General features: G+C 65.2%; 21 protein-coding genes and 1 pseudogene. 13 read left to right on the forward strand and 9 right to left on the reverse strand.

The features are described 5' to 3' along the window. Positions 1–6 precede the first annotated feature (6 nt). The 5 genes from ACPW74_RS18235 to ACPW74_RS18255 all read left to right on the forward strand — a co-directional run bounded on the left by ACPW74_RS18235 (position 7) and on the right by ACPW74_RS18255 (position 4,244). Positions 7–840, forward strand: coding sequence for an alkaline phosphatase family protein (locus ACPW74_RS18235; RefSeq protein WP_128318202.1), 834 nt, complete (start codon positions 7–9; stop codon positions 838–840). Further along, positions 840–1,736: an ABC transporter permease gene (locus ACPW74_RS18240; RefSeq protein ID WP_128272489.1), complete on the forward strand. Its 897-nt coding sequence runs from the start codon at positions 840–842 to the stop codon at positions 1,734–1,736. Before ACPW74_RS18235 ends, ACPW74_RS18240 begins: the two co-directional genes overlap by 1 nt. Then, the gene (locus ACPW74_RS18245; RefSeq protein ID WP_128272487.1) at positions 1,729–2,505 is read left to right on the forward strand and encodes an ABC transporter permease; all 777 of its coding nucleotides are present in this window, start codon (positions 1,729–1,731) and stop codon (positions 2,503–2,505) included. Before ACPW74_RS18240 ends, ACPW74_RS18245 begins: the two co-directional genes overlap by 8 nt. A gap of 6 nt (positions 2,506–2,511) precedes the next feature. After that, positions 2,512–3,519, forward strand: a complete 1,008-nt coding sequence (locus ACPW74_RS18250; protein ID WP_128272485.1) for an ABC transporter ATP-binding protein — start codon at positions 2,512–2,514, stop codon at positions 3,517–3,519. Positions 3,520–3,584: 65 nt separating this feature from the next. Beyond that, positions 3,585–4,244, forward strand: coding sequence for an HAD family hydrolase (locus ACPW74_RS18255; protein ID WP_010675920.1), 660 nt, complete (start codon positions 3,585–3,587; stop codon positions 4,242–4,244). A gap of 23 nt (positions 4,245–4,267) precedes the next feature. On the opposite strand, the gene ACPW74_RS18260 is transcribed toward ACPW74_RS18255, so the two are convergent. Then, positions 4,268–5,872 (reverse strand): sensor domain-containing diguanylate cyclase, encoded by a 1,605-nt coding sequence (locus ACPW74_RS18260; protein WP_279982064.1) that lies wholly within the window; start codon positions 5,870–5,872, stop codon positions 4,268–4,270. 110 nt (positions 5,873–5,982) lie between these two features. Between ACPW74_RS18260 and ACPW74_RS18265 the strand changes: the two genes are divergently transcribed. Beyond that, positions 5,983–6,423, forward strand: coding sequence for a DUF2214 family protein (locus ACPW74_RS18265; RefSeq protein WP_029314852.1), 441 nt, complete (start codon positions 5,983–5,985; stop codon positions 6,421–6,423). A 109-nt stretch (positions 6,424–6,532) separates the two neighbouring features. After that, on the forward strand, positions 6,533–7,432 hold the full coding sequence (locus ACPW74_RS18270; protein ID WP_279982065.1) for a DMT family transporter: 900 nt from the start codon (positions 6,533–6,535) through the stop codon (positions 7,430–7,432). Positions 7,433–7,501: 69 nt separating this feature from the next. Here ACPW74_RS18270 and ACPW74_RS18275 read toward each other — a convergent pair whose 3' ends face one another. After that, on the reverse strand, positions 7,502–8,359 hold the full coding sequence (locus tag ACPW74_RS18275; RefSeq protein WP_279982066.1) for an AraC family transcriptional regulator: 858 nt from the start codon (positions 8,357–8,359) through the stop codon (positions 7,502–7,504). Then, positions 8,356–8,844 carry a GNAT family N-acetyltransferase gene (locus tag ACPW74_RS18280; protein ID WP_010675925.1) on the reverse strand — a complete coding sequence of 163 codons (489 nt, stop codon included), beginning with the start codon at positions 8,842–8,844 and terminating at the stop codon, positions 8,356–8,358. Before ACPW74_RS18280 ends, ACPW74_RS18275 begins: the two co-directional genes overlap by 4 nt. 152 nt (positions 8,845–8,996) lie before the next feature. On the opposite strand from ACPW74_RS18280, the gene ACPW74_RS18285 reads away from it, so the two are divergent. Continuing rightward, on the forward strand, positions 8,997–10,445 hold the full coding sequence (locus ACPW74_RS18285) for a catalase (protein ID WP_279982067.1): 1,449 nt from the start codon (positions 8,997–8,999) through the stop codon (positions 10,443–10,445). 816 nt (positions 10,446–11,261) lie between these two features. On the opposite strand, the gene ACPW74_RS18290 is transcribed toward ACPW74_RS18285, so the two are convergent. Beyond that, positions 11,262–11,579 (reverse strand): YnjH family protein, encoded by a 318-nt coding sequence (locus tag ACPW74_RS18290; RefSeq protein WP_279982069.1) that lies wholly within the window; start codon positions 11,577–11,579, stop codon positions 11,262–11,264. Between the two features lie 219 nt (positions 11,580–11,798). Here ACPW74_RS18290 and ACPW74_RS18295 point away from each other — a divergent pair. Continuing rightward, positions 11,799–13,049, forward strand: a pseudogene (locus ACPW74_RS18295) (hypothetical protein); the annotation flags it as partial. 320 nt (positions 13,050–13,369) lie between these two features. On the opposite strand, the gene ACPW74_RS18300 reads toward ACPW74_RS18295, so the two are convergent. After that, complete coding sequence (locus ACPW74_RS18300; protein WP_010675931.1) at positions 13,370–13,747, reverse strand: hypothetical protein; 378 nt, start codon at positions 13,745–13,747, stop codon at positions 13,370–13,372. Positions 13,748–13,918: 171 nt separating this feature from the next. Between ACPW74_RS18300 and ACPW74_RS18305 the strand changes: the two genes are divergently transcribed. From ACPW74_RS18305 to ACPW74_RS18315, 3 genes are all read left to right on the forward strand, one after another. Further along, entirely contained in the window at positions 13,919–15,295 is a 1,377-nt protein-coding gene (locus ACPW74_RS18305) for a bifunctional NUDIX hydrolase/phosphatase PAP2 family protein (protein WP_279982070.1), read from the forward strand. Positions 15,296–15,304: 9 nt separating this feature from the next. After that, the gene (gene ydiK / locus ACPW74_RS18310) at positions 15,305–16,390 is read left to right on the forward strand and encodes an AI-2E family transporter YdiK (RefSeq protein WP_029314855.1); all 1,086 of its coding nucleotides are present in this window, start codon (positions 15,305–15,307) and stop codon (positions 16,388–16,390) included. Between the two features lie 365 nt (positions 16,391–16,755). After that, positions 16,756–17,460 carry an SDR family oxidoreductase gene (locus tag ACPW74_RS18315; protein WP_279982071.1) on the forward strand — a complete coding sequence of 235 codons (705 nt, stop codon included), beginning with the start codon at positions 16,756–16,758 and terminating at the stop codon, positions 17,458–17,460. Positions 17,461–17,550: 90 nt separating this feature from the next. Here ACPW74_RS18315 and ACPW74_RS18320 read toward each other — a convergent pair whose 3' ends face one another. The 4 genes from ACPW74_RS18320 to ACPW74_RS18335 form a co-directional block, all read right to left on the reverse strand. Then, positions 17,551–18,672 carry an agmatine deiminase family protein gene (locus ACPW74_RS18320; RefSeq protein WP_279982073.1) on the reverse strand — a complete coding sequence of 374 codons (1,122 nt, stop codon included), beginning with the start codon at positions 18,670–18,672 and terminating at the stop codon, positions 17,551–17,553. A 16-nt stretch (positions 18,673–18,688) separates the two neighbouring features. Beyond that, on the reverse strand, positions 18,689–19,798 hold the full coding sequence (locus tag ACPW74_RS18325; RefSeq protein ID WP_279982075.1) for an extracellular solute-binding protein: 1,110 nt from the start codon (positions 19,796–19,798) through the stop codon (positions 18,689–18,691). Continuing rightward, positions 19,795–20,694, reverse strand: a complete 900-nt coding sequence (gene aguB, locus ACPW74_RS18330; RefSeq protein WP_279982077.1) for an N-carbamoylputrescine amidase — start codon at positions 20,692–20,694, stop codon at positions 19,795–19,797. The genes ACPW74_RS18325 and aguB overlap by 4 nt, the downstream gene beginning before the upstream one ends. 132 nt (positions 20,695–20,826) lie before the next feature. After that, positions 20,827–21,879 (reverse strand): agmatine deiminase family protein, encoded by a 1,053-nt coding sequence (locus ACPW74_RS18335; RefSeq protein WP_139736820.1) that lies wholly within the window; start codon positions 21,877–21,879, stop codon positions 20,827–20,829. A gap of 116 nt (positions 21,880–21,995) precedes the next feature. Between ACPW74_RS18335 and ACPW74_RS18340 the strand changes: the two genes are divergently transcribed. Further along, entirely contained in the window at positions 21,996–22,889 is an 894-nt protein-coding gene (locus ACPW74_RS18340) for a LysR family transcriptional regulator (RefSeq protein ID WP_160838603.1), read from the forward strand. The last annotated feature ends 42 nt before the right edge of the window (positions 22,890–22,931 follow it).

Raw genomic sequence — 22,931 nt, forward strand, 5'->3', positions numbered from 1 at the left:
TGGCCAGTGCAACACAAGGTGATAGTGGTACTTGTGGATGGCCTGGCAGCAGAGGTAGCCCATTGCATGGGCTACCTCTGTGGCATGGTGGAGGCAGAGCGCGGCCTGCATACGACCCTGAGTGCCGCCCTGCCCTCCCTCTCCCGCCCTCTCTACGAGTGCATCCTGACCGGCGTGCCGCCGGTGGCGAGCGGCATCACCCACAACGGGGTGACGCGCCTGAGCCAACACGACTCCATCTTCCATCTCGCCCGGGCCGCGGGCAAACGCACCGCAGCGGCGGCCTACCACTGGGTGAGCGAGCTCTACAACCAGAGCCCCTGGCTGGCGGCCCGCGATCGCTTTACTCACGATGAACAGTTGCCCATCCAGCACGGCTGCTTCTACTGGGACGACGCCTACCCCGACAGCCATCTGCTGATGGACGGCGAGTGGCTGCGCAGCCAGTACGACCCCGATTTTCTGCTGATCCACCCCATGGGGGTGGACGATGCGGGCCACCAGTTTGGTCTCGATTCCCGCCAGTACCGCAATCAGGCGCGCCGCATGGACAGCCTGCTGGCCGAGCTGCTACCCCAGTGGCTGGCAGAGGGGTATCAGGTGGTGATCACCTCGGATCACGGCATGAACAACGATCTCAGCCATGGCGGCACTCTGGTCGAGGAGCGCACTGTGCCGCTCTGGCTCTTTGGCGATGCCTTCGTCGAGCGCTGGCCGGATGGTGTGGCGATCGCCCAGACCCAGCTCTGCGCCCTGATGGCGGATCTGCTGGGGGTTCCCCACGACAAGCCGGCAGCCCCCCCGCTGCTCAAGGCGGCCTTTATGCGCGAGGTGCACTGATGATGCCTGCCACCACCGAGATCCTCGCGGATCAACAGGTGAAGCCACGCCGGGTGCGCCGCCACTGGCTGCCGGCCCTGGTGCTGCTGCCCTTTGTCCTCTTGATGATCCTGTTTCAGCTCGCCCCCATGGTGTGGGTACTGGTGGGCAGCGTCCAGACCCCTGATGGCTGGGGTCTCGACCACTACCGGGAGATTTTGAGCTCCCCCTTCTACCTGCAATCCTTCGGCAACTCGTTGCGCATTGCCGGCATCGCCAGCCTGGCGGGGCTCGCCATCGGCACCCTCGGGGCGGCGGCGCTGCGCCACAGCGGCGAGCGGGTCAAGCGGGTGCTGCTGGCCTTCGTCACCATGACGGGCAACTTCAGCGGCGTGCCGCTGGCGTTCGCCTTCATCATCGTGCTCGGCATCAATGGCGCGGTGACCCTGCTGCTCAAATCCTGGGGCCTCATCGATGGCTTCAACCTCTACTCGGGCAGCGGCCTTATCCTGATTTACACCTACTTCCAGATCCCCCTCGCCCTGCTGCTGCTCTACCCGGCATTCGACGCCCTGCAGGATGAGTGGCCCCAGGCCGCCGCCCTGCTTGGCGCCAGCAAGGGGCAGTATGTGTGGCACGTGGCGCTGCCGGTGCTCACCCCTGCCCTGCTCGGCACCCTGATCATCCTGTTTGCCAACGCAGTGGGGGCCTATGCCTCTGCCTACGCTCTCACCACCGGCAACTTCAACCTGGTGACCATCCGGGTGGCCAGTCTGGTCTCCGGCGACATCTTCCTCGAGCCGAATCTCGCGGCGGCGCTGGCGGTGATCCTGATGGTGCTGCTGGGGGTGGTGACAGCCGCCAACCAGTGGTTGCTGAAAAAGAGCTATGTGAACAAGGGGCAATCCCATGCATGATTTGACGCCGCGCTGGCCCAGATGGGTGCTGGGGGCGCTGGTCGCCACCCTGCTGCTGCCGCTGCTGGCCACCTTTATCTACTCCATCTCCACCCGTTGGGGGGCGACCCTGCTGCCGGATGGCTTCACCCTCGACTGGTATCTCAAGCTCTGGGGCGACCCGCGCTTTCTGGCGGCCTTTGGCCGCAGCCTCCTGGTCTGCTTCGCTACCCTGTTGCTGGGTACCCTGGTGCTGGTGCCGACCGTGCTGGTGGTGGCCTACTACTTCCCCAGGCTGGATCCCTGGATGAATCTCTTGATCCTGCTCCCCTTCGCGGTGCCGCCAGTGGTCTCTTCGGTGGGGCTGTTGCAGATCTACGCTGACGGCGTGCTGCCAATTATCGGCACGCCGTGGATCCTGATCGGCACCTGGTTCACCGTGGTGCTCCCCTTCATGTACCGGGCGCTGGCCAACAGCCTGCAAGGGGTGCCGCTGAAGGATCTGATGGATGCCGCTCACCTGCTGGGGGCGAGCAGTGCCCGCGCCTTCCTGCTGGTGGTGATCCCCTGCCTGCGCAAGGGGCTGCTGGCGGCGCTGTTTCTCTCGCTGTCCTTCCTGCTCGGGGAGTTCGTGTTTGCCAACATGCTGGTGGGCACCCGTTACGAGACCCTGCAGGTCTACCTCTACAACATGCGTGCCACCTCGGGCCACTTCACCAGCGCACTGGTGATGAGCTACTTCCTGCTGACCCTGCTGCTCACCTGGGCGGCCAACAGATTTCATCGGTGAATCAACATGTTCCATCTAGAAGTGAATCAACTGCACAAATCCTACGGCGACACCAAGGTGTTCGAGGGAATTGAATTCGGCATTCGCAAGGGGGAGTTGGTGACCCTGCTCGGCCCCTCCGGCTGCGGCAAATCCACCCTGCTGCGGGCCCTGGCCGGGCTCACCCCGGTGGATGGCGGTCAGGTGCGGGTGGCCGGTGAGGAGATCACCTGGCAGGAGCCCCAGAAGCGGGGCATCGGCATGGTGTTCCAGAGCTATGCGCTGTTTCCCAACATGACGGTGTGGGACAACGTCGCCTTCGGCCTCAAGATGAAGCCCCAGCCGGGGCGGGATCTCGCCGCCAGCGTGCAAGAGGCGCTTGAGCTGGTGGAGCTGACCGGCTTCGAGCGCCGCTATCCGAGCGAGCTCTCCGGCGGCCAGCGCCAGCGGGTGGCGCTGGCCCGGGCGTTGGTGGTGCAACCGCGGATCCTGCTGCTGGACGAGCCGCTCTCGGCGCTGGATGCCCGCATCCGCCGCAGCCTGCGCCAGCAGATCCGCGAGATCCAGCAGCGCCTCGAGCTCACCACCATCTTCGTGACCCACGATCAGGAGGAGGCGCTGACCCTGTCGGATCGGATCTTCCTGATGAACAAGGGGTCCATCGTCCAGAGCGGCACGCCAGAGCAGATCTACACCCGCCCCGCCAGCGAGTTCGTAGCGGGCTTTATCGGCAACTACAACCTGCTGGGTGGCGAGCAGGCCAAATCCCTGTTCGGCCCGCGCTTTCGCGGCAAGCTGGCGCTGCGGCCGGAGTCCATCACCCTGCTGCCCGCCGGGGCGGTCAGCCACGAGCCCAGCCTGCCCGGCATCGTTCGCCAGCAGCAGCTGCTCGGCAACGTCATCCGCTATCAGGTGGAGTGCGAGGCAGGGCTGTTGACGGTGGATAGCCTCAACCGCCGTGCCGGCGATCTGCTGCCGGTGGGCAGCGCCGTGACCCTGGTGGTGGCCCGGGATCAACTCTGTGAGGTAGCATAACGCCATGAATCCCATTCATTTTTCAGCCAGTACCCCGATGCTGGCAGCCAACCCGAGGAGCAGCCATGGCCCTGGCACTGTTTGATCTGGACGAGACCCTGATAGCGGGGGATTCCGCCAGCCTCTGGCTGGAGTACATGGTGGCCCAGGAGCTGGCCCCGGCGGGCATGGTGGCCGAGGAGCAGGCCATGATGTCACTCTACCATCAGGGCAAGATGGACATGCACCAGTACATGGCCTTCACCCTGCAACCGCTGGCAGGCAGGACGCGCCAGTGGCTCGACTCCCTCTGCACCCGCTTTGCCGAACAGGTGCTGCGGGAGCGCCTCTACCCCGAGGGGCTGGCCCGCATCGAGTGGCATCGCCAGCGTGGCGACGAGCTGGTGCTCATCTCCGCCTCCGGCGAGCATCTGGTGGCTCCCATGGCGCAGATGCTGGGGATGGATCACTGCGTGGCCATCCTGCTCGACGAGGAAGCCGGCATGTTGACCGGCCAGACCCGCGGCACCCTGAGTTTTCGCGAAGGCAAGGTGGCCCGCATCAACCAGCTCTTTGCCGGAAAGGAACACCTCTGGCAGGAGAGCTTCGGCTACAGCGATTCCCACAACGATCTGCCCATGCTGCAGGCGGTGAGCCATCCCCATGCGGTCAATCCGGCCCCCGCCCTGCGCCAGTGCGCCGAGGAGCTGGGCTGGCCCCTCTGGACCTGGCAGTTGCACCCTTGATCCGCGCAATGAAGAAGAGGCCCTCAGGCCTCTTCTTTGCTCAACATGCCATCCCCTGAGGGCGAGTCGTCCCGGGGAGCCAGGGGATCCACCATGTAGATGCGATTCTTGCCGTCACCCTTGGCGCGATAGACCTCGGCATCGACCATGGTCAGCAGGCTCCTGGCCCCAAGCCCGGGGGCACTCGCCACCAGGCCGCCGCTGAAGGTGATCCCAAGACCGGGTTCACGCCAGTGCAGGGAGGCCACCCCAATCCTGTACTGCTCCAGCAGCATCTGGCAGAAGTGGATGTCCGGATTGGCGAACAGCACCACCAGCTCTTCCCCGCCATAGCGGCATACCCAGCCATGATCCCCCAGCAGCTTGGCGCCAAAGCTGGCCACCCGCTTGAGCACCACGTCCCCGGTCTGGTGACCATAGGTGTCATTGATCCGCTTGAAACCGTCCAGATCGATCATGGCCAGGCAGAAGCGGTCCTGATCGAGCAGCAGCCGATTCAACCGCTCGTCGAAGAAGCGCCGGTTGTAAAGGCCGGTCAGCTTGTCGAGGTTCGCCTGCTGGCGCACCTCGTGATAATCCTTGCTCACCTCCGCCAGCTCGGCATAGACGTGCCTGAGCTCGCGCATCCCCCCCTGGTGCACCTCGTCAGGCTGGGTCCGGCTGGCCCGGATCACGGTGGCGATCTCGTCCAGCATCCGCCTGAAATAACGGGACCAGATCAGTGCCAGCACCATGTAGAGCACGCTGGCCAGCACGATGATCCCGAGCACGTTGAGGGAGGCACTCGCCACCACCGCCTGGATGCTGGAGGCGGGCAACACGCTGATCAGCACCCAGTTGTGGTCCGGCAGGCGGCTGTAGGCCACGAACTGGCGAGACGCCTGATCCAGGAAGATGCCGTCCTCCCCGCTGAAGCGGGAGAGCCAGGTCGGGTGGGTCATGGGCTTGAGCAGTTGTGAGGGATCGGGGTGGGCCAGCACCTTGCCCGACTGGTTGACGATCATCTGGTAACCGCTGTTCCACTGCCGGTTCAGCTGGGCGGAGAAGGGGGCCAGGATGGCATCCACCGCGAAGACCCCCCGCACCTTGCCCTCCTTGTCGGTGATGGCCCGCGCCAGGGCGATCACCAGCGTGCCATTGGTGTAGTCGTAGTAGGGTTCGGTCCAGACCATCTTGCCCACATGCTGGCTGGCCAGCTGATACCAGGGGCGCACCCTGGGATCGAAGTCCGCATCCGCCTGCCATTCGGGGTAGATCAGCATCTGGCGCTCGGCGGTGCCCACATAGATGTAGATGAGATCAGCCATCACCCCCTTGTAGAGACGCCACTCCCTGAGATAGGAGTCGGTGTTGCGCAGACGGGGGCCGCTGATGTCCTCCACCTTGACCTGGTCGTAGATGAGGGAGAACTGACGCTCCATCTCGTTCAGGTAGGGTTCGATGAAGACGTGGCGCAACTGGTGATTGGTGGCGAGCAGGCGCTGTTGCAGCTCTCGCTGCAGGCTGCGCTCCATGTGCAGGTAGTAGATGGCGCCCAGCATCAGGACGGGAATGAAGAGCAGAAGCAGGCCCAGGCGCATCCGTGCCACCAGGGACCAGGTCTTTTTGGAGACTGCTCGCTTATCCAACCCTGACTCCATGCTATCCCCTGACATCGTGTAGTGTCAGAATATCAGCCCCACCTGATGGCGTCCAAAGGGAAGCGCATCGGGTGGCCAACGAGAAGGAACTGGCCTGGATGTTGAAACCGGAACTGCTGACTGCCCTCCATTACTGCGCCGTGATCACCCTGACCGGTGCCATCACCTCGGAGTATTTCCTGTTCCGGCGCGGCATGTCCATCGAGCAGGTGCGCAAGCTGCTGCTGGCTGACAGCCTGGCCGCCCTGGCCCTGCTGCTCATCTTCATCACGGGCGTGCTGCTGGTGGTCGCCCATCCCCAGCCACCGGCCATCCTGTTTGCCAATCCGGGTTACCGCACCAAGCTGCTGATGTTCTTCGCCATGGCCATCAGCTTTGGCTACCCCAGCCGGCTGTTCCACCACTGGCGCCGATCCTTGCGCCAGGGACGGGCTCCCCTTGTCTCCACCCAGCAGCAGTTCTGGGTGATCTGGATCCTTAGGGGCAACCTGCTGCTGCTCGCCCTGCTGCCCCTGCTCGCCAAGCTGGCCAGCCGCTGATCCTGCCCTCGCCCGGCAACAAATGGCTGACGACAAACGCCCCTTCTCGCAGGTATCGTAATGGCGGGGCCCGAGTGCCGCCGAGACTCTTTCTCAGGGATGATTCCGTATGCGTTCAAACATGATGTTATTGATGGCCGCCGCCATCTGGGGGCTGGGCTTCGTCGCCCAGCGTCTGGGGATGGATCACATGGGGCCCTTCACCTTCAACGGCCTGCGCTTCCTGCTGGGCGCCCTCTCCCTGCTGCCGCTCTTGTGGTGGCTCAAGTCACGCCAGCCGCCCCAGCCTGCCGGTGATAACCGCCTGCTGCTGACCGGGGGCCTCATCGCCGGCACCGTGCTCTTCTCCGCCGCCTCCCTGCAACAGGTGGGGCTGCTCTACACCACGGCCGCCAAGGCGGGCTTCATCACCGGCCTCTACATCATCCTGGTCCCCGTCATCGGCCTGGCCCTGCGCCACAAGACCGGGGCCAACACCTGGGTAGGCGCCCTCATCGCCATGGCCGGGCTCTACTACCTCAGCGTCACCGAGGAGTTCACCATCGGCTACGGCGATCTGCTGCAAGTGATCGGGGCCCTGTTCTGGGCCGTGCATCTGCTGGTGCTGGATCACTACTCGAACCGGGTCGCCCCCATTCGCCTTGCCGGGGTGCAGTTCGTGGTGTGCGGCCTGCTCAGCCTGGCCACGGCCTTCGTCATCGAGACTCCGACGGCGAGTGGTGCCGTGGCGGGCTGGCAGGCGCTGCTCTACGCCGGTCTGGTCTCGGTCGGCATCGGCTATACCCTGCAGGTGGTGGGGCAGCGCGGTGCCCATCCGGCCCACGCCGCCATCATCCTCAGCCTGGAGACGGTGTTCGCCGCCATCGGCGGTGTCCTGCTGCTGGGGGAACATCTGGACGAACGGGCCGTGGTCGGCTGCGCCCTGATGCTGGCGGGGATGCTCATCTCCCAGATCCGCCTGCGCTGGTGGTGGAAGTCCCGCCGCAACAAGGTGCCCAGCCAGTCCTGATATCTGCGGTAGTCATTGGTCCCAAATAAAACGAGGCGCCCTTGGGCGCCTCGTTTTATTGCCGCCTGCCTAGCGCACGCTGGAGCAGAAGCTCACGTCATCCCGCAGCGGGTCATTGCTCACGCTGTGATAGAGCTCGAAGCAGGGGCCGTCCCCAAAGGCGAGCCCGGCCGCGACGATATCGCCGATGTGCTCCTGCCAGCGCACCCCGTACTGGCTGCGATCCGTGATGAGATAGCGGGACTGGGCGTAGCGCCCGGCGGGGATGAGCTGAATTTCCACCTCCCCCGCCCCCAGGGTACCCACCGGCACGCTGATGCCGATGTCGGTGCGGCACTGGGCCGGCGGCGTCACCTCGGGGTTGTCGTGGTAGATGAAGATCCACTCTCCCCCTTCCAGGCCACGGGGCGCGGCCCACTGGTGAAGGCGATGGCAGACGGCGTCATACCCTTCGCCATAGGGGCCGGTCACGCGGATATAGGCCAGGGTGCGGGCGTCCATCTCGACGGTGTTCATGGTGTTGCTCCTTGCTGATGAGTGGCCTTCAGCATAAGGGAGTGCCCCTTGCCATGCGTGTCCTTCCTTGCGATCCAGGTGTCCGTTCTTGCCCTTGTCGCGGCGAAACTCCCCCGGGGTGCAACCATAGTGACGACGAAACGCCTTGGCGAAAGCCTGGGAGCTGCCAAGCCCCGCCCCCAGGGCGATGGCGGTGACGCTGGCATCGGTGTAGCAGAGCTGCCAGGCCGCCCGCTGCATCCGCAGGCGGCGGCACATCTCGCCAGGGGCCTCCCCCACCACGGCGGTGAACACCCGGTGGAAATGGTAGAGGGAGAGGCAAGCGCGACTCGCCAGCGCCTCGATGGAGAGATCCGGATCCTGCTCCAGTGCCCGCAGCACCGGCGTCAGGCGCTCGCGATAGTCGATCATCGGCGCACCCTGGCCATGTAGAGGGCATCCACCAGCACCCCATGACGCAGGCCGTAATCCCGGGCTACGCCCTCCTCCACGAAGCCCGCCTTGCGATAGAGGGCCAGGGCCGCCTGATTGTCGGCCCAGACCGTCAGCTCCACCCGCGTCAAGCCGAGCCAGTTGTCCGCCAGATCCAGCGCAGCCTGCATCAGGGCGGTGCCCACCCCGCGCCCGGCCCAGTCATCGTGTACCGCCATGCCGATGCTCGCCACGTGGCGGCGGCGGGGGGCAGGCTCCACCATCAGGACCAGCGCGCCCGCCACCTCCCCCTCCCACTCCGCCAGCAGGCTGTAGATGCCATCCCGCGGGGTCAGCTTCTGCTCCCACTGCTGCAGGGAGGGGAAGGGAAGTTGCAGGGTGCCCGCCTGGGCATGGGGCATGGCGTGAAGATCCCGCAGGGCGGCGGCATCTTCCGGCCCGGCGCGGCGAATGGTGATGGACATGAGACCTCCTGATTGGCTGAATCCCATCTTGCCGCAAGGCTGGCGTCTGTTTCCACCCCCATCAGCGAAACCAATCAAAGGGTTAGGCACACTCCATTGGAGCCGCTCCCCCACTTCACCTAGTCTGGCGACTCATCACAAGGAGACCCGCCATGACCGACAAGACCCTGCGCAGCGCCAACGGCGCCCCCGTCGTCGACAACAACAACAGCCTCACCGCCGGCCCCCGCGGCCCCGTCCTGATGCAAGACATCTGGTTGATGGAGAAACTCGCCCACTTCGACCGCGAGCGCATTCCCGAGCGGGTGGTGCATGCCAAGGGCTCGGGCGCCTACGGCACCTTCACCGTGACCCACGACATCAGCGCCTTCAGCAAGGCCGACCTGTTCAACGCCGTCGGCAAGCAGACCCCGGTGTTCCTGCGCTTCTCCACCGTGGCCGGCGAGAAGGGCGCCGCCGACGCAGAGCGCGACGTGCGCGGCTTCGCCCTCAAGTTCTACACCGAGCAGGGCAACTGGGATCTGGTGGGCAACAACACCCCGGTGTTCTTCATCCGCGATCCCCTGAAATTCCCCGACTTCATCCACACCCAGAAGCGGGATCCCCGCACCAACCTGCGCAGCGCCACCGCCGCCTGGGACTTCTGGTCCCGCCACCCGGAATCCCTGCACCAGGTCACCATCCTCTTCAGCGATCGCGGCATCCCCAGGAGCCTGCGGGAGATGAACGGCTACGGCAGCCACACCTTCAGCTTCATCAACTCGGCCAACGAGCGCTTCTGGGTCAAGTTCCACTTCAAGACCGAGCAGGGCCACCGCTTCTACACCGATGAAGAGGCGGCCACCGTCGTCGGTCAGGACAGAGAGACCAGCCAGGCGGATCTGTTCAACGCCATCGAGCGGGGGGACTTCCCGCGCTGGAAGGTCTATGTGCAGGTGATGCCAGAGGCCGAGGCCCAGACCTACAAGATCCACCCGTTCGACCTCACCAAGGTATGGCCCCACAAGGACTACCCGCTCATCCCGGTGGGCGTGCTGGAGCTCAACCAGAACCCGGACAACTACTTCGCCCACGTGGAGCAGGCCGCCTTCACCCCGGCTAACCTGGTGCCCGGCATCGGCTTCTCGCCGGATCGCATGTTGCAGGGGAGGCTCTTCTCCTACGGTGACACCCAGCGCTACCGCCTCGGCGTCAACCACGGCCTGCTGCCGGTCAACGCCCCGCGCTGCCCGTTCCACCACGGCGCCCACCGCGACGGCGCCATGCGGGCGGACAGCAACGGTGGCGCCAGCCCCAACTACCAGCCAAACCGCTTCGGCACCCAGCAGCCGAGCGAGCAGCACGAACCGGCCCTGACTCTGGAAGGGGCTGCCCTGCACCATGATTTTCGCGACTACGACAGCGACTACTACAGCCAGCCGGGGGATCTCTTCCGCCTGATGGACGAGGGGCAGCGTGCCCGCCTCGCCGCCAACCTGGCCCGCTCCCTCATCAATGTGGAGGATGACGCCATCGTCGCGGCCCAGCTCAGGCACTTCGAGCAGGCCGACCCCGAGTACGCCAAGCGGGTCGAGCTGGCCCTGGCCGCCCTGCTGCGCTGAGTCGCAGGCAGCCAACCTCTGCAAAAGCAAAACGGGGGCCCGATGGCCCCCGTTCTCGCATGACGGTCTTTGCTGAATGAAGGGGTTGTACCGCCAGCTCACGGCGGCAACGACGTTGTGCACTGGCAGAGCGGCACCATTGTCCACCTTTGGTAATAAACCTGCCTGCGGTAATGCACTTTTAGTCACCAATAAAAACGGAGCCCGAGGCTCCGTTCTTCCATGCCGTATCCATCCCGGACGCAGCGCCCTCGCGCGCTTCCCTCCCTTGCCAACAAGGATTTGCACCGCCAGCTCACGGCGGCAACGACGTTGTGCACTGGCAGAGCGGCATCATTATCCACCTGTGGTAATAAACCTGCCTGTGATAATGCACTTATATTCACCAATAAAAACGGAGCCCGAGGCTCCGTTCTTCCATGCCGTATCCATCCCGGACGCAGCGCCCTCGCGCGCTTCCCTCCCTTGCCAACAAGGGGTTGTACCGCCAGCTCACGACGGCAACGACGTTGTGCACTGACAGAGCGGCATCATTATCCACCTGTGGTAATAAACCTGCCTGCGGTAATGCACGTTTAGTCACCAATAAAAACGGAGCCCGAGGCTCCGTTGTTCAATGCAGTATCAATCCCGGACGGAACGCGCTTCGCGCTCTTCCCGCTCCCTTGCCAACAAGCGTTTGTACCACCAGCTACTGCGACGACGTTGTGCATTGGAAGAGCGACGAGCCATTGCTTAGATCCCAGTCAAGAGAAGAAAGAGCCGCATTATGCGATAGAGATCACGCCCGTGTCTGTAGCTGGATCAAGAAAAGGCTCACTGGCCCACCCGGATCATCCGCTGGTTGCCCTCCGGTTCACCACTCTGTGACGGCGTCGTCACCTCTCGCCAGATCAGGGGGCCATTGGTCTCCATCGCCTGTTGCGGCGCGCACTCCAGCCAGAGCTCCCCCTGCTGGATACGGGCCCCCTGGGAGTATTTCTGATCCTGATACCAGCACACCCGCTCGGGCAGCGAACCAAGGGGCAGCACCAGCTCGGTGCCCACCGAGTGGCTGAGGGTGTTGGACGCCGGGGCGGCCAACGCGGGGAAGAGCCAGCCAAGGGCCAGCAGACAACCTGCACAACGGATCATGGGAATTCCTGTCACGGGGGAGTGAAAGTGTAGAGCGACCAGCAGAGCCCTCGACTTGACCAATAAATGTCGGCTCATCTGGCATTCCGGAAGCAATATGATAGCCTGCCTGCGCCCGCCAAGGCCTGTCAGGGTTCTGCCGTGGGCCCCCACCGGCATCGCCGGGATGCGGTAATGAATAACCCTTAATAATCAGATAATTAACTGGATATGTTGTCAATGCGTATCATGCCGTTGCTCAAGGCTGCCTGCCTGAGCCTGATGTTGTCCGCCTGTGTCGCCCCCCTGCTGATGATGAGCCCCACCAGCCAGCTGATGTGGGCCCTGCTCAAGCCGCTGGTCGGTTTCGATCCGAACGAGGCCAACCTGTTCGAGCAGCCGCTGATCAAGGACAGAATGACCGCCATGCTGGGGCCCAACTACGAGAGCACCATGCAGCTGCTCAAGACCGCCGACGAGCTGCAACAGGAGGGGCCGCTCTTTTACGTGGTCTCCCGCTACGCCCCAGTGCCGGACGTAGCCAAGCAGGCCGGCATGGTCTGGAACGCCGACACCAACCAGCTCGCCGTCATGGTGCAAAAAGGTGACGGGGCGACCCAGGTCTTCGGGGAAAACCTGACGGCCGCCACCCCGACCTGGCCCAGCGCCATGCAGGGCTGGCAGTCCCAGGCCACCCCGGCCGCCACGGCCCTGACCGGTGCCGGTCAGGGGCTCACGGGCGCGGGCAGTTCTCTGCTGGGCACCATGATGGGGGGCCTGCAACAGAGCGCCAGCAAGGCCCTGTCCGACTCCACCAGACAGGTGATCGGCAGTGCCGCCACCACGGCGCAGCAACAAGCGACCAAGGCGGCGAGCGACAGCGCCAAGCAGGCCGTCAGCAGCGCAGCAACCACGGCGCAGCAGCAAACGACCAAGGCGGTGAGCGACAGCGCCAAGCAGGCCGCCAGCAGTGCCGCCGCCATCAGTGCCGCAACCACGGCGCAGCAGCAAGCCGAAAAGGCGGTGAGCGACACCGCCAAGCAGGCTGCCAGCAGCGCCGCGACCATCAGTGCCGCCACCACAGCGCAGCAGCAAGCCGCCAAGGCGGTGAGCGACACCACCAAGCAGGCCGCAAGCAGCGCAGCGACCATCAGTGCCGCCACCACAGCGCAGCAGCAAGCGACCAAGGCGGTGAGTGACAGCGCCAAGCAGGCCGCTAGCGGCGCAGCCACCATCAGTGCCGCAACCACGGCGCAGCAGCAAGCCACCAAGGCAGTGAGCGACAGCGCCAAGCAGGCCGTCAGCAGCGCCACCACTACAGCGCAGCAACAAGCCGCCAAGGCAGTGAGCGACAGCGCCAAGCAAGCCGTCAGCAGCGCAGCGACCATCAGTGCCGCAACCACGGCGCAGCAGCAAACCGCCAAGGCGGTAAGTGACACCGCCAAACAGGCTGCCAGCAGCGCAGCGACCATCAGTGCCGCCACCACGGCGCAACAGCAAGCCGCCAAGGCAGTGAGCGACAGCGCCAAGCAGGCCGCCAGCAGCGCCGCAACCACGGCGAAGCAACAAGCCGCCAGCAGTGCCGCGACCATCAGTACCGCGACCAGTGCGCAGCAGCAAGCCGCCAAGGCGGTGCAGCAACAGGGCGAGAAGCGGGAAGCGACCTCCGGCACCCTGAGCGATCAGGCCAGGGCGGATGCCGAAGCGGAGCTGGAAAAACTGCTTAACTGATTTATTTAAGCGTCATGCCACCATAAAAACAGGCCATCACATGATGGCCTGTTGTTTATCTGACCCGTGGCAGGGGAAGATCAGAAATGGCGGTCCTGCTCGGTGGGCTTGGCACCCTTCTCTTCGCTGTGCTCGATGGCGGTGCGGATAAGGTCGACGCCAGCCCGGATGATCAGCACCCCCATGTTGACCAGCTTGACGCAGACCCACATGAAGGTGATGAGCAGGATCAGCTTGAGCACCGTCTGGAAGGCCTCCAGGAAGTTCTGCTCCAGCTGGGCGGTGAGCCCGTTGGCGCTGCTCATCAGCCAGGTGTACACCTCGCGCACGAAGGGGATCCGGCTCGGCATCTCCAGCACGTCCAGCGCCGCAGGCAGGGCCTGGAAGATGACGATGCTGCCAAACAGTATCAGGATGACGCCGATGGCAATCCCCAGAAAGAAACCGAACTGTCGCATGAAGAGCCCCACAATGTAGTGAATGAGAAGAACAATAGCCGCCAATACTAGGGACTGCCCGCGCAGACGGCAATCCTTGCGTCCCCGACAGGGTCGGTGCCCCTGCAACCCATTGCCCGGCCGTCTGATTTCTGTGACCCTTGTCCCCACTCCTTACCCCTGGGTGTCATCATGTTTCGAGTCGTCTTCTGCCTGCTGCTGTTGCTGGGCGGTGCCCTGCCCGCCTCCCGCGCCGAATCCCCTCCCTCTGCGGCCGCCTGCGTGATCCGCCACCAGCAAGGGATCCTGCTGGTGCAGGACAGGCTCTCCTCGCGCTACAGCCTGAGCGGCGGTTACATCGACAGGGGGGAGACCCCGGAGCAGGCGGCCCTGCGCGAGCTGTTCGAGGAGACCGGCCTGCAGGGTCGCGTCACCGGCGAGCTGGGGCGCTGGCAACGGGCCAGGGTGTTCGCCTGCCAGACCCTGGAGCCCCTGCGGGTCCAGCGAGGGACGGGGTTTGTCTCCTTGCTCCAGGCCCCGGATCTCGGTGGCGAGATCCTGAACGCCAGGCTGATCACGGCCGCCGACCTGCCCCCTGACCAGCGTCGCTTCCCGGCGCAGCTCGACTGGATAGCCCCGAGGCTGGCCGAGGTGCCCGAGAGCCAGGTGCTGTGGGTGACGGATTTCAGCGACGCGGCCAGTGCGCTGCACCGCGCCGAGTTGCCGCTGATCCAGCGCCTGCAACGGTGGCTAGGGCCGGATGCACTCTGGCCAATGGCGGGCAATCTGCTGGGCTCGGCCCCCTTCCAGCTGGCGCTGCTGCCCTTGCTGCTGCCCCTGCTCGGCTGGTCCAGGCTGCGCCACCTGCTGTTTGCCATGGTGCTGCTCACCCTGGTGGTGAACCTGCTCAAGGCGGGCATCGGCTGGCCCAGGCCCTTCCACCTGCAACCCGAGCTGGCCCGCCAGAGTGCCCAGGGCTTCGGCATGCCGAGCGGCCACGCCGCCTCGACCCTGCTCTACTGGGGCCTGCTGCTTGGCTGGCTGCCGGCGCTGCGGGCATGGCAGGGGGCCCTGCTGGCCCTGTTGCTGGCCGGCGTGGCCGGGCTGGCCCGGGTCTGGCTGGGGGTCCACTTCCTCTCGGATGTGGTGGCCGGCCTTGCTCTGGGGGCCCTGCTGCTGGCACTGCGCGCCACGCTGGCGAAGCTGGCGGCGCGCCCGCTCCCCTGGGCCGGGCTGCTCATCGCCAGCGCCCTCTCGGCCTGGCTCACCCAGTCCACCGCCCTGGCCGGGCTTGCCATGTTCACCCTGGGGCTGGTATCGGGTAATCTGCTATCACTCGAACGGAGCCCCACCCCCGCCCTGCCCGCCGCACTGCTGACCCTGGCAGGGGGACTGGTCGTGGCAGGGCTCCTGTTCCTGGTGCCCGCGCTCACCAGCAGCTCTCTGCTGATCCTCGCGGGACAAGGGTGGCTCTTTGGCTGCCTGGGGTTCTGGCTCAGCGCCGGGCTCTGGTGGTCGTTATCCGCTATCCGTCACGGTGCCCGAACCGGGCGCTCAACCCCTCGTTAAGGGAATGCCATGAATATGAAAAAAGTGGATTTGGCCAAGATCACCCTGGGCTTGCTGTTCCTCAGCCTGCTCATCATCTCGTGCTTCATGGTCTTGCGCCCCTTCCTGCCCGCCCTGGTGTGGTCGACCATGATCACCATCGCCACCTGGCCCCTGATGCAGATGGCCCAGCGCCTGCTGTGGGGCAAGCGCACCCTGGCGGCCTTGCTGATGACCAGCATCTTGCTGCTCATCTTCGTCATTCCCCTCTTCATGACGCTGGCCAACGTGGCGGAGAAGGCCCCCATGCTCATCGAGCTGGGCACCGAGCTCAGCCAATCCCCGCCCCCCGAGCTGCTCTGGTTGCAGCAAGTGCCCCTGGTGGGCGACAAGCTCTATGAGTTCTGGCAGCAGATCCTCGCGAGCGGCGGCCAGGTGCTGTTCACCAAGCTGGCCCCCTACTTCGGCCAGACCGCCCGCTGGCTGGCGGCCCAGGCGGGAAACCTCGGCCTGCTGTTCGTCCACTTCCTGCTGACCGTGGCCATCTGCGGCCTGCTCTACCACTCGGGAGAGAAGGCGGCAGAAGGCATTCGCCGCTTCGCCCACCGTCTGGCGGGCCAGCGCGGTGACAATGCGGTGGTGCTCGCCTCCCAGGCCATCCGCGCCGTCGCCATGGGGGTGGTGGTGACCGCCCTGGTACAATCCTCGGTGGCGGGCCTGGGCCTGCTCATCGCCGGCATTCCCTATGTCATGGTGCTGGTGGTGCTGATGTTCCTGCTGATCGTCGCCCAGATAGGCCCCTTCCCGGTACTGTTGGCCAGCGTCGGCTACCTCTACTGGAGCGGGGACACCACCTGGGGCACCTTCCTGCTGGTCTGGTCCCTGCTGGCGGGCACCATGGACAACTTCCTGCGCCCCTTCCTCATCAAACGCGGGGCCGACCTGCCCCTCATCCTCATTCTGGTGGGGGTCATCGGCGGCCTGCTGGCCATGGGGATCATCGGTCTCTTCATCGGCCCCGTGGTGCTGGCGGTGGGCTACACCCTGCTGGATGCCTGGATCAAGGAAGATGACCAACCGGCGAGCGCTCTGGTGGAGCCGCCCAAGGCGCCGTGACGATTCATTCATCCCCGATGCAAAGAGCCGCCCCAGGGCGGCTCTTTTGTTTATTGCCGTCCCATGCAGGTTCGATGAGCGAAGCGTAATCGGACGATCGAGATGCCGCTGTCCGGTGTGTCCATGAATCATCGGCATCTGCAGCAGGAAAATATGGATGGCTGTTATAGTGGAAGAATTGATTTACGCGAACCTCCGATTACCCCTTACGGCTAATCGAGCCAACGGCTGGTCGCGGCCTTTAGAACCAAAGTTCGAACCGGAACGCCAAAACACGAACCAGGGTTCGAATCACTCCTTCCCCTCCCCTGTTCCCTGCCGAAGGCGCCCGCCACAATGCCTGCACCATTGGAGGAGAAGACAAGATGAACGAACTGAGAGCAACACGGGCCCTCATCAGCGGCGGCGCCAGCGGCATCGGACTGGCCATCGCCGAGGCCCTGGCCAGCCAGGGGGTGGAGCTGATCCTGGCTTCCCGCCGCCTGGGGCTGCTGGAGCAGGAAGCGGCCAGACTGGAGGCGCGATACGGAGTGCGAGTCATGGCACTGGCGCTGGATGTGTGCGACGGCGATCAGGTGCGGGACGGCCATGCCCGGATCCGGGAGCGGCTCGGCCCCGTCGATCTGCTGATCAACAACAGCGGGGTCGGCAGCGACCACCTGGTGCAGGACCTGCCGGAATCGGAGTGGGACAGGGTGATGGATACCTGTGCCAAGGGCACCTTCCTGCTGACCCGGGCCTGCCTGCCGGACATGCTGGCAAACCGCCACGGCACCGTCATCAACATCGCCTCCCAGGCCGCCAGGCACGGCTATGCCAGGGCCAGCGTCTACTGCGCCGCCAAGTTTGCGGTCCTGGGGTTCGCCCGGGCACTGCGGGAAGAGGTGCAACACCAGGGCATCCGGGTCCACACCCTCTGTCCCGGACTGGTGCAGGTGCCGCCCCCGGCTTGCGCCGCTGATCGCAAGCCCGGCTGGCTCCAGGTGGAGGATCTGGCCGAGGCCGTGCTCTACACCCTGTGCCAACCCGCTCACGTCCAGCTCGACGAGATCGGCATGACTGGGATCTGAGCGAGGCACCATGGAACGCCAGCAAGGACAAGGGGCGCCGAGGCGCCCCTTGTTCTGCGTCACACCGCCAGAGGCGGCCTGCGCGTAAGATCAGGCAGGTTGATGGAGGGTGATGCAGTGGATGCCGCCGCCACCGGCCGCCACCGGGTCTATGTCTATCTGCACTATCTTGCGCCCCGGATAGAGGCGGGCCAGCAGATCCCGGCAATGGCGGTCGGCCCTGGCATCCCCGAACTGGGGAGCGATGACGGCGCCGTTGATGGGCAGGTAGTTGATGTAACCGGCGGCAAAGTCCGGGCTGCGGCTGAATTTATTGTCCCGCCCGCCCAGGGGCGGCGGCAGCTGATGCAGCTCCAGCTTGTTGCCGTCGGCGTCCGTCGCCTGCTGCAGGATGGCGAGGTGCTGGCGGGTCACCTTGTAGTCGTAGGAGTCGGGATCGTTGTCCATGTTGATCACCACCACCCCGGGGCGCACGAAGCGGGCGTAGAAGTCCACGTGGGCATCCGTGATGTCCTTGCCCTTGATCCCCGGCAGCCAGATGATCTTGCGCAGCCCCAGGTTGGCCTTGAGCTCCGCCTCCACCTGCGCCTTGGTGAGGCCGGGGTTGCGGTTGCTGTTGATCCAGCTGCTCTCGGTCATGATGGCGGTGCCGTTGCCATCCACCTCGATGCCGCCCCCCTCACCGATGAGCTCGCTCTGCAGGTAATAGGCATCGGTCTGCCGGCCCACCAGGGCGGCGACCCTGGCGTCATGGCTGTGCTCCTGCTTGTCACCCCAGCCGTTGAAGTTGAAGTCCACCAGCCCGAGCCCTCCCTGCTCGTCCTGCACGAAGACGCCGCCGGTATCCCGCAGCCAGATGTCATCCATCTCGGCGTGGACGAAGTGGGTGTTGCGCTCGCCGCATAACTGGCGCGCCAGCGCCTCGTCATCCTCGTGGCAGAGCACGTTGACCCGGGTGTAGGGCACCATGGCCTGCACCAGCCGCCTTATGGTGGCCTGCACCTCCTTGTAGTGGCGACCCCAGATCTCGCTGGTGGCCCCGAAGGCCACCCACACCAGGGCCTGGGGGGAGGACTCCTCCGGCATGTGGTAGCGAGCAGCGGCGCCGGGTTCGCCGGCGGCGAAGGCCGAGCGGGCGCCGGGCAGGCTGCCAAACCCGGCGATGGCGCCGAGGGCGACCAGTTGTTTCAATACGTGGCGTCGGGAAAACATCGTTCTACTCCTGGGTTCAGAGGCTGCTCTTGAAGCGAGTCCAGGCTCGCATGCGGGCACGCATCTGGGATTGAGCGATATCCTGGCCCGGAATGAGCCGCTGGTAGCTGGCCTCGTCCAGGTAGATATCCGGGTTGGCCGTCATGGAGGCATCCACCATGGGCTTGGCCTTGGCACTGGCGGTCGGATAGCCGGTGCTGTTGGTGATGGCTGCCATGTTGGCCGGGCGCATCACGAAGTTGATAAAGGCATAGGCATAGTCAGGATGGGGGGCATCCGCCGGGATCGCCATGGTGTCCATCCAGATGGTGCTCCCCTCCTTCGGCAATCGGTATTCGAAGTCGACCCCCTTGCCCGCCTCGGCGGCGGCGCGCCTGGCCTGGGTCATGTCACCGCTGTAGCCCAGGGAGAGGCAGAGATCCCCGTTCACCAGCTGGGTCACCGGCTGGGACTGGAACTTGCGGATATAGGGCTTGATCCCCTTGAGCAGGGCCAGGGCCGCCTCCAGATCGTCCGCCTTGCCGCTGCGGGGATCCCGCCCAAGATAGTGCAGCACCACCGCCAGCACCTCGTCCGGGGAGTCGATGACCGAGATGCCGCAATCTGCAAATTTCGCCGCCAGCTCGGGCTTGAACAGCATGTCCAGGCTGCTGACCGGGGCATCCGGCATCCGCTGCTTGATAGCGTCCGCATTGTAGGTGAGCCCTATGGTGCCCCAGGTGTAGGGCACCACCGCCTCCTTCGCATGGGGATAGGCCTGCTGCAACCGCGCCAGGCCGGGGTCTATGTCCCCCAGGTGTTGCAGCTTGCCCTTGTCGAGGGGCTGCAGGCTGCCCGCCCGCATCAGCCGCTCCGCCACCGTGTCCCCCGGGAAGATGAGGTCATACCCGCTGCGACCCGCCATCAGCTTGGCCTCCAGGGTCTCGCTGCTGTCCATCACGTCGTAGATGACCCGGATCCCGGTCTCCCGGGTGAATTCGCTCAGGGTATCGGGGGCGAAATAATCGGACCAGTTGTAGAGGCGCAGCACCTTCTCCTCTGTCGCCTCCCCCGCCCCTTCTGCGGCCTGGGCCCCCAGACCCAGCAGCAGGGCCAGCCCCATGGCTATCTTGGTCAAGGCGCTCATGATGGACGCCCTCCCCGCTGGCCCTGCCCATCCAGGCTCAGCAAGGCGCCATACATCTCGGGGCGACGATCCCGGTAGATGCCCCAGGTCAGCCGCTCCTCGGCCATGGCGGCGAGATCCAGCTCCCGCACCAGCACGCCCGGGGTATCCCTGTCCGCCTCGGCCAGCAGGGCCCCCTTGTGATCCGTGATGAAGGAGGAGCCATAGAAGCGCATCTGCAACGCGGGATCCCGGGTCGCCACCTCGTGACCCACCCGGTTGGCGGCGATCACCGGCATGATGTTGGCGGCGGCATGGCCGCGCTGGGTCAGCTGCCAGTGATCCCGCGAATCGAGCCCCTCTGCCCCCGGCTCCGAGCCGATGGCGGTGGGATAGAGCAGCAGCTCGGCCCCCTGCAGCGCCATGGCGCGGGCCGCCTCCGGGAACCACTGATCCCAGCAGATGCCGACCCCGATGCGGCCAGCGGCCGTGTCCCAGACCCGAAACCCCGTATCCCCCGGGCTGAAATACTCCTTCTCCTGATAGCCGATGGCGTTCGGGATATGGGTCTTGCGATAGACCCCGAGCAGGCGACCATCCGCATCCGCCATCGCCAGGGAGTTGAAGCAGGCGTTGCCCGCGCGCTCGAACCAGCTGATGGGCAACACCACCCCCAGCTCCCGCGCCAGGGCCGAGAAGCGGCACAACACCCGGCTCTGTTCGAACGACTCCGCCAGCGCCAGATGGCCGTGGTATTGCTCGATGCAGAAATAGGGGGTAGCGAACAGCTCCTGCAACAGCACCAGGTTGGCCCCCCTGGCGGCGGCGTCCCGTACCAGGCTCTCCGCTGTGTCCAGATTGCGCTCCAGCTCCCAGCTGCAAGCGAATTGTGTGGTGGCGACGACGATCTTGCTCATCCGGATACCCTCCCTGACACGCGTTCCCCCTGACAGGCAAACTGCATGGTTGCGACGACCTTGTTCATGAATCTCTCCTCCCTGATCCCGTCATGAGGCCTCGCAGACGCCTGACGAGGCCGCTCCAAACGCTTACCCCTGCACCGGCCAGGCCGGCTGCTGCTGGGTGATGCAGTGAATGCCGCCCCCGCCGTGGGCCAACTGGTTGATGCGCACCGGCACCAGCTGCCTGTTCGGGAAGGCGCGCCTCAGCACCTCCCCCGCCGCCTCGTCCGCACCTACGCCGTAGGCGGGCATGATGATGGCGCCGTTGGCGAGGTAGAAGTTGGTGTAGGAGGCGCAGAACACCTCCGCCTCGGCGTCCACCGCCTCGCTCGCCTCGAACAGCTCGAGGCACTCGAAGGAGCGACCTCTCGCATCGGTGGCCAGAGCCAGGGCTCGGCGGTTCTCCCGCACCACGCGGCCATAGGTGGAGTGCCCGTCCAGGGTGGCGTCCACCAACAGGTGGCCGGGGCGGCTGAAGGCGCAGACCCCGTCCACATGACCGTCCGTCATGTCGCCGGTGACGTGGTCCGGATCCCCCGGCAGCCAGATAGTCTTCTCGATGCCGAGCAGGCGGCTGAAGATCCGTTCGATCTCCACTTTGGTCATGCCGGGGTTGCGGTTGCTGTTGAGCAGCACCGACTCCGTGGTGATCAGGGTGCCCTCCCCATCCACATGGATGGCGCCCCCTTCGTTGGCGAGGAAGCTGCCGATGCACTCCAGCTCCAGGCTGTTGAGAACGCGCCGCGCCAGCCCCTCGTCCAGACCGTGGGCCGACTTGCCGCCCCAGGCGTTGAAACGCCAGCTGATCCCGGCGGTGCCAAGCTCGGGATGGCAGATGAAGGTGGGGCCGGAGTCACGGCACCAGCTGTCATCCACTGGCAGGGGAATGAAGCGCACCCCGTCGCCGCACAGGGCGCGAGCCTCGGCCTGTGCGGCAGGATCCACCACCAGGTTCACCGGTTCGAAGCGGGCGATGGCATTGACCACCCGGGCGAAGTCCTGCTGAACCTGAGGCAGGGTCACGCCCCAGCCGTTTTCCCACAGCGCCTTGTTGTGCGGCCAGACCATCCAGGTCGCCGCGTGCCGGCACCACTCCGCTGGCATGAACCAGCCCACAGCCCTCATTCCCTGCTCGCGCATCTCAGCCTCTCTGATTAGGTACCATTAAGGTTATTGACGATGGGAATAGACTATTCTCCCCGTTGATGGGTAACAAACGATCGATTTTCGATAAAAGTGATAAGCGGAGCTAATCAATGATGTTCAAACACTGGCCCCCTCTCAACGTGCTGCGCGGCTTCGAGGCGGCGGCCAGGCTCGGCAGCTTTCATCAGGCGGCCCAGGAGCTGCACCTCACCCAGTCTGCCATCAGTCAGCAGATCCGCTCGCTGGAGGAGCTGCTTGGCCAGCCTCTGTTTCACCGCCAGGGACGTTCCGTCGCCCTGACCGACGCGGGCCAGGATCTGCTGGAGACGACCCAGCAGGTGCTGCTGCAACTGGCGGTGGGAATACAGCGCCTCGAGCAGTACCGCAAGCCGAACCAGCTGGTGCTCAACACCAGCACCGCCATCGCCCGCCTCTGGCTGCTGCCCCGGCTGGCCGACCTTCACCGCCAGCATCCGGGCATCGATCTCTGGCTGTTCACCAGCGACGACACGCCGAACATGGCCGAGCAGACCATCGACATTTCGCTGCGCTGGGGGCTGGCTCCCCAGGCGGAATGCCGCCATCAGCCGCTGCTGGCGGATCGGCTGCTGCCGGTGGCGAGCCCGGCCGTGCTGGCACAGCCCGCGCAGGAGCGCACCACCCTGCACGGGGAGCGGGAGATGGACTGGCACCACTGGACCCTCAAGGGCGGCGACGATCTGCACCTGCAGACCCAGGGGCTCAACTTCTCCGATCCCGGCTTGTTGCAGGATGCGGCCAGCGCCGGGCTCGGGGTGGCACTGGCGAGCGAGCTGCTCTCTCGCGACGCACGCCGACAGGGGTGGCTGCTGCCCCTCTCGTCCCACCGGGTGGCCGGGCCGAACTGGAACATGCTGATCCATCAGGAAAGCGAAGGCAGCCCCCAGTGCCGCGCGGTGAGCCAATGGCTCCAGCAGCAGTTTGCTGCAGAGGCTGCCACCCGGGGCAAGGACGCGACACTCTGAGAGCGGTCACTGAATCGGGGCGGCAAGGGTGATTAAATGGCC

Origin of the sequence: Aeromonas sp. INTO2, assembly GCF_049860605.1 — a bacterium.
In the GTDB taxonomy this organism is placed as follows: domain Bacteria; phylum Pseudomonadota; class Gammaproteobacteria; order Enterobacterales; family Aeromonadaceae; genus Aeromonas; species Aeromonas caviae.

What these genes read in the sequence shown, in the direction of transcription:
- ACPW74_RS18240 (WP_128272489.1), top strand. Translation starts at nt 840, where the DNA reads ATGATGCCTGCCACCACCGAGATCCTCGCGGATCAACAGGTGAAGCCA.
- ACPW74_RS18245 (WP_128272487.1), top strand. Translation starts at nt 1,729, where the DNA reads ATGCATGATTTGACGCCGCGCTGGCCCAGATGGGTGCTGGGGGCGCTG.
- ACPW74_RS18250 (WP_128272485.1), top strand. Translation starts at nt 2,512, where the DNA reads ATGTTCCATCTAGAAGTGAATCAACTGCACAAATCCTACGGCGACACC.
- ACPW74_RS18255 (WP_010675920.1), top strand. Translation starts at nt 3,585, where the DNA reads ATGGCCCTGGCACTGTTTGATCTGGACGAGACCCTGATAGCGGGGGAT.
- ACPW74_RS18265 (WP_029314852.1), top strand. Translation starts at nt 5,983, where the DNA reads ATGTTGAAACCGGAACTGCTGACTGCCCTCCATTACTGCGCCGTGATC.
- ACPW74_RS18270 (WP_279982065.1), top strand. Translation starts at nt 6,533, where the DNA reads ATGCGTTCAAACATGATGTTATTGATGGCCGCCGCCATCTGGGGGCTG.
- ACPW74_RS18275 (WP_279982066.1), bottom strand. Translation starts at nt 8,359, where the DNA reads ATGATCGACTATCGCGAGCGCCTGACGCCGGTGCTGCGGGCACTGGAG.
- ACPW74_RS18280 (WP_010675925.1), bottom strand. Translation starts at nt 8,844, where the DNA reads ATGTCCATCACCATTCGCCGCGCCGGGCCGGAAGATGCCGCCGCCCTG.
- ACPW74_RS18285 (WP_279982067.1), top strand. Translation starts at nt 8,997, where the DNA reads ATGACCGACAAGACCCTGCGCAGCGCCAACGGCGCCCCCGTCGTCGAC.
- ACPW74_RS18290 (WP_279982069.1), bottom strand. Translation starts at nt 11,579, where the DNA reads ATGATCCGTTGTGCAGGTTGTCTGCTGGCCCTTGGCTGGCTCTTCCCC.
- ACPW74_RS18300 (WP_010675931.1), bottom strand. Translation starts at nt 13,747, where the DNA reads ATGCGACAGTTCGGTTTCTTTCTGGGGATTGCCATCGGCGTCATCCTG.
- ACPW74_RS18305 (WP_279982070.1), top strand. Translation starts at nt 13,919, where the DNA reads ATGTTTCGAGTCGTCTTCTGCCTGCTGCTGTTGCTGGGCGGTGCCCTG.
- ydiK (WP_029314855.1), top strand. Translation starts at nt 15,305, where the DNA reads ATGAATATGAAAAAAGTGGATTTGGCCAAGATCACCCTGGGCTTGCTG.
- ACPW74_RS18315 (WP_279982071.1), top strand. Translation starts at nt 16,756, where the DNA reads ATGAACGAACTGAGAGCAACACGGGCCCTCATCAGCGGCGGCGCCAGC.
- ACPW74_RS18320 (WP_279982073.1), bottom strand. Translation starts at nt 18,672, where the DNA reads ATGTTTTCCCGACGCCACGTATTGAAACAACTGGTCGCCCTCGGCGCC.
- ACPW74_RS18325 (WP_279982075.1), bottom strand. Translation starts at nt 19,798, where the DNA reads ATGAGCGCCTTGACCAAGATAGCCATGGGGCTGGCCCTGCTGCTGGGT.
- aguB (WP_279982077.1), bottom strand. Translation starts at nt 20,694, where the DNA reads ATGAGCAAGATCGTCGTCGCCACCACACAATTCGCTTGCAGCTGGGAG.
- ACPW74_RS18335 (WP_139736820.1), bottom strand. Translation starts at nt 21,879, where the DNA reads ATGCGCGAGCAGGGAATGAGGGCTGTGGGCTGGTTCATGCCAGCGGAG.
- ACPW74_RS18340 (WP_160838603.1), top strand. Translation starts at nt 21,996, where the DNA reads ATGATGTTCAAACACTGGCCCCCTCTCAACGTGCTGCGCGGCTTCGAG.